We start from the raw sequence: 4213 nt of genomic DNA, 5'->3' as shown, positions 1-4213 counted from the left end.
TATAAGAATAATAGAAATAAAAATAAATGCAAAATAAAATGGAATTTCACTAAAAACGATGCTGATAAAAAATTATCCAAATATTATATTAACATATGAATATCATAAAAATTAAATTGTCGAGACACTAGCACCAATAACTAATGTATCATTTACTACTAATGGTGAAGATTTGATTTCTCCATACTCTTTACTTTCCCATATTTTTGAACCATCTACATCATTTAAAGCATATACATGACCATTGTTAGATCCAAAGTACACTACTCCATCATTTACTGAAGGTGTAGATTCTACAGGTCCTGATGTTTTGAATTTCCACAATATTTTTTTATTCTCTATATCAAAACAGTATAAATAATTATCAAATCCTCCAATGTATAATTTATCACCAGATATCACTGGAGAACCTGTAATTGTAGTGTTAAATTCATATGTCCAATTTACATCCCCTGTTTCCATATCAATAGCTTGAAGTGAACCATTTTCCAATGCTGTATACATTGTTTTACCTTTAATAGCTGAAGATGATCGTATTGGAGAACCTAAATCTTTAGCCCATACATTTGGAACATAATCTCCTATTTCTTCAATAAATCCAGTGTGCTCTTTATTCTCATGAAACATAGTCCAATCTGCACTTGAAACTGTTGATACAGATAGAATAGCTATTAATAAAGTCGACATTATCAATATTATTTTTTTATTCATTTATCCCACCTTTTAAATCATAATGAGATTTTGTGAAATCTTCGATTTCACGAAATCAGTGTTATTAAACATCACGGTTAAACCTTACAACTCCAAGTGCAAAGAATAGTAATGTAAATCCTGCAAGTACTGCTATATCAATCCATATATCTCCAATTCCAGCTCCTTTTAACATTACTCCTCTCATTGCATCGTTAAGGTATGTTAGTGGGCAAATATAAGCTATTTTTTGGAATATCCATGGCATTGTTTCTATCGGGTAGAAAACTCCTGATACAAACATCATTGGCATTGTAAATGGCATTACCATTTGAGTGTAGTCTTCTTGGGATTGTGCTGTTGCCGAAATCATCATACCGAAACCAACGAAACATAATGCTCCAAGTATTAAAAGTAAAATAGCTAGAAATATGTTACCATTTATTGTTATTCCAAATAATAGTATTGCCGTTACAAGAAGTACCATGGCTCTTATAGTTTCTATGGTTAGTTTTGACATGATTTTACCACCAACAACTGTAGCTACACTTGTCGGAGTCATGAATAACCTTGCAAGTTCTCCTGTTTCACGTTCTCCTGCTATTGATTGACCCATACCCATCATACATGACATCATTAAGGTCATTGCTAGAATAGCTGGAACTAAAAAGTCAATATACTCTATTTCTCCATAGAGTCTGTTGACTTGAAGATTAACAGTATTGACAATTCCACTTAAACTACTACTAATTACTGATGTTGGACTAGAATCTTCCTCAGCAGAGGAGTTTGTTGAATTTTCCACTTGTAGTGATGTAGCTTGATCCAGGTTTGGATTCATATCTACTAATTTTTCACTACTTATTTTAGCTCCAATTTCTGAAAATAACATTTGAGCTGCTGGAACAATAGTCTGACCAGCTATTTGATCAGATGAATCCAAATACAGTACTACTGTTTTAGCTTGAGGATCCGTTATATTGTCATAATTCGATGGTAGGATTATCGCGGCCTTTACCTCTCCTCGATCAACCATCTCCTTTGCATCCTGAACATTGGATGTTATGTTTTTTATCTCAAAAAGTGACATGTTCTTAATAGACATTAATGTCATATCTGCTGTTTCACCATGACTTTGATCTACAATAGCTATTGGAACATTTTCAATTGAACCTCCCATACCATAACCAAAAAGCACGATCATTAGTATCGGGAAAACCATTATAGATACTAATCGTGGTTTATGCCTCCAAAGGGATAAGAGGTCTTTTTTAAGCATCCATAAAAATTTTTTACCTTCCATATTAACAAATCCTTGTTGGAACAATCTTTTTTAGTTCCTATAAACTCTATAAATTTCTATAAATATTTATCTTAAACAATATTTTCATTGCAAAATTATATTCATTATTTAAAACAAACTTTTAAAAAAAGTTTCGTCATATGCTATTTAAAAACATGAGCATTTTAGCATTAGAAATACTTTTATTAATTTGAAACAAACTTTTGAAAAAAGTTTGAACAAAAATTATTCCAAAATTTAAGCATTTTAGCATTAGAAATACTTTTATTAATTTTAAATAAACCCATGATAATTATATATACAATTATTCATACATACATTTTAATGAATCATGAAATTAAACTAATGAATTATTACTCTTTTTTGATGTTAAATTAACAAAGACATCCTCCAGTGAAGGATCATTTGTAGAAATTGATGTGATTTTTGCATTATTTTTCATCACTATGCCAATTACTTCATTTATTCCAGTGTCTTTGTATAACTGATCAATATCCACAGTTATTCTGCCTTCATGACTTAATTTAACATCTTGAATATGATTTAGCTTATTTATTTCATCAATTATTGCATTATTAAAGTTTTCAGCTAAAATACTGAGTTCTGTAGTTGCTAGATAATGATCAAAATAACTTTTTTTATTTGAAATTTGAGTTTCATTATTACTTGAAACATTATTAGAAAGAATATCTGACGCTATAGGTTCTGTTGTATTTGATAAAGATTTATCAATGACTAATTCTTCCTGTTTTTCCATTAAATTATCTTTTAACCTTTGAGGAGTGTCAAATGCAACTAAAGTTCCTTGATTCATAATTCCAACATTTTCACACAATTTTTCAACTTCATACATATCATGAGAACATAGTATGATTGTATGACCATTGTCATTTAATTCTTGGATTAAATCCCATAACACCATTTTTGTAGTTGGATCAAGTCCAATAGTTGGTTCATCAAGGAATAAAACTTCTGGTTTGTGTATTAAGCTTGCTACAACAGAAACCTTTTGTTTTTGACCTCCTGACATTTGTTTTATTAATTTATTCTCTGCATACTTAATATCAACAAGTTCCATTAAGTCATCCATCCGATCTTCTTTCTCATCAGAAGGAACACCGTAATAATCTGCACATAAACTTACATTTTCCCTTGCAGTTAAATCTCCATATAAACTAACAAGTTGTGGAACCATACCAATCATTTCTCTTACTTTATCAGGTTCACTAACAATATCATACCCAGAAACTGTTGCATTACCTTTAGTTGGTTGGATTAAGCATGTTAACATCTTAATTGTGGTGGTCTTACCTGCACCATTAGGTCCAAGAAAACCAAATATACTTTTATTTTTAACCTTCATATCAAGTGAATCCACAGCTAAAAAATCTCCATATCTTTTAGTGAGACCATTTGTATCTATAGCATATTTCATGTGATTTTCACCTTCCTTATGGATTTAAATCTTTGCATTATAGTTAAATAATTAAATCCATTATTTTAATAATTAAATAATTAACAATGATAATTAATACTCCAAATAAACATTAAAATAGCTAACAATTTAATAGCTAAATAGAATTAAAATAGCTATTTAACTAATATTAACTAATAATTAATTACCAAAAAAATTTTCTTCCAAAAATTCTTTAAAAATTGGAGGAGTATTATTTGCTAAATGTGATTTTAGTTTTTTTAAAACACATTTTCCCCTATCAGTAGTTTCATAGTACTTTATTTTCCTATTTTTATCCATTTCCCATGTTCCCACTATAAGTTCTTTGTGTTCTAATATTTTAAGCATTGGATAAATCCTGTTAGACCCAAAATGTTTTTTAACAGCTTTTATTTTACTGTTATCGTCATTAGGAATACCCTTATTTAATTCTTTAATTAACTCATAACCATATGTTCGTTCCTTGTTTATTATCCAAAGAACAATCATGATCATCATTCTACGCTTCATCATTCCTTCAGCTGAATGTTTTAGCATCTTTTCATCAAAATCACATAAAGGTTCATTATCTAATGATTCATCATCTGAAACCTTTTTATCATTTTTCATAGCTACCTCCTAATCAAAAGACAACTAATAGGCTGTGCAACGATTATTTTTTGTAAAAATAGATATCTAATTAAAATAAATTAAAATATTTGTAAGTCATTAATACATATTTTTTATAAAAAATAAATGTTTAAAATAGTTATAATTAATAAATA

Annotated in this window: 4 protein-coding genes; all 4 read right to left on the bottom strand. The window is 29.0% G+C overall.

Annotation, left to right across the window (positions count from 1 at the left end):
- Positions 1–111: 111 nt before the first annotated feature.
- The 4 genes from MBFIL_RS02870 to MBFIL_RS02855 all read right to left on the bottom strand — a co-directional run bounded on the left by MBFIL_RS02870 (position 112) and on the right by MBFIL_RS02855 (position 4058).
- Positions 112–711: an outer membrane protein assembly factor BamB family protein gene (locus MBFIL_RS02870; protein WP_066971309.1), complete on the bottom strand. Its 600-nt coding sequence runs from the start codon at positions 709–711 to the stop codon at positions 112–114.
- 64 nt (positions 712–775) lie between these two features.
- Positions 776–1993 (bottom strand): ABC transporter permease, encoded by a 1218-nt coding sequence (locus MBFIL_RS02865; RefSeq protein WP_066971307.1) that lies wholly within the window; start codon positions 1991–1993, stop codon positions 776–778.
- A gap of 337 nt (positions 1994–2330) precedes the next feature.
- A complete protein-coding gene (locus MBFIL_RS02860) occupies positions 2331–3428 on the bottom strand; it encodes an ATP-binding cassette domain-containing protein (protein ID WP_066971304.1) in 1098 nt (365 codons plus the stop codon).
- A 180-nt stretch (positions 3429–3608) separates the two neighbouring features.
- Entirely contained in the window at positions 3609–4058 is a 450-nt protein-coding gene (locus MBFIL_RS02855) for a PadR family transcriptional regulator (RefSeq protein ID WP_066971303.1), read from the bottom strand.
- Positions 4059–4213 lie beyond the last annotated feature (155 nt).

It is taken from the genome of Methanobrevibacter filiformis (genome assembly GCF_001639265.1).
GTDB classification, from domain to species: domain Archaea; phylum Methanobacteriota; class Methanobacteria; order Methanobacteriales; family Methanobacteriaceae; genus Methanacia; species Methanacia filiformis.
This window is presented reverse-complemented; position numbering and strand designations above follow the sequence as displayed.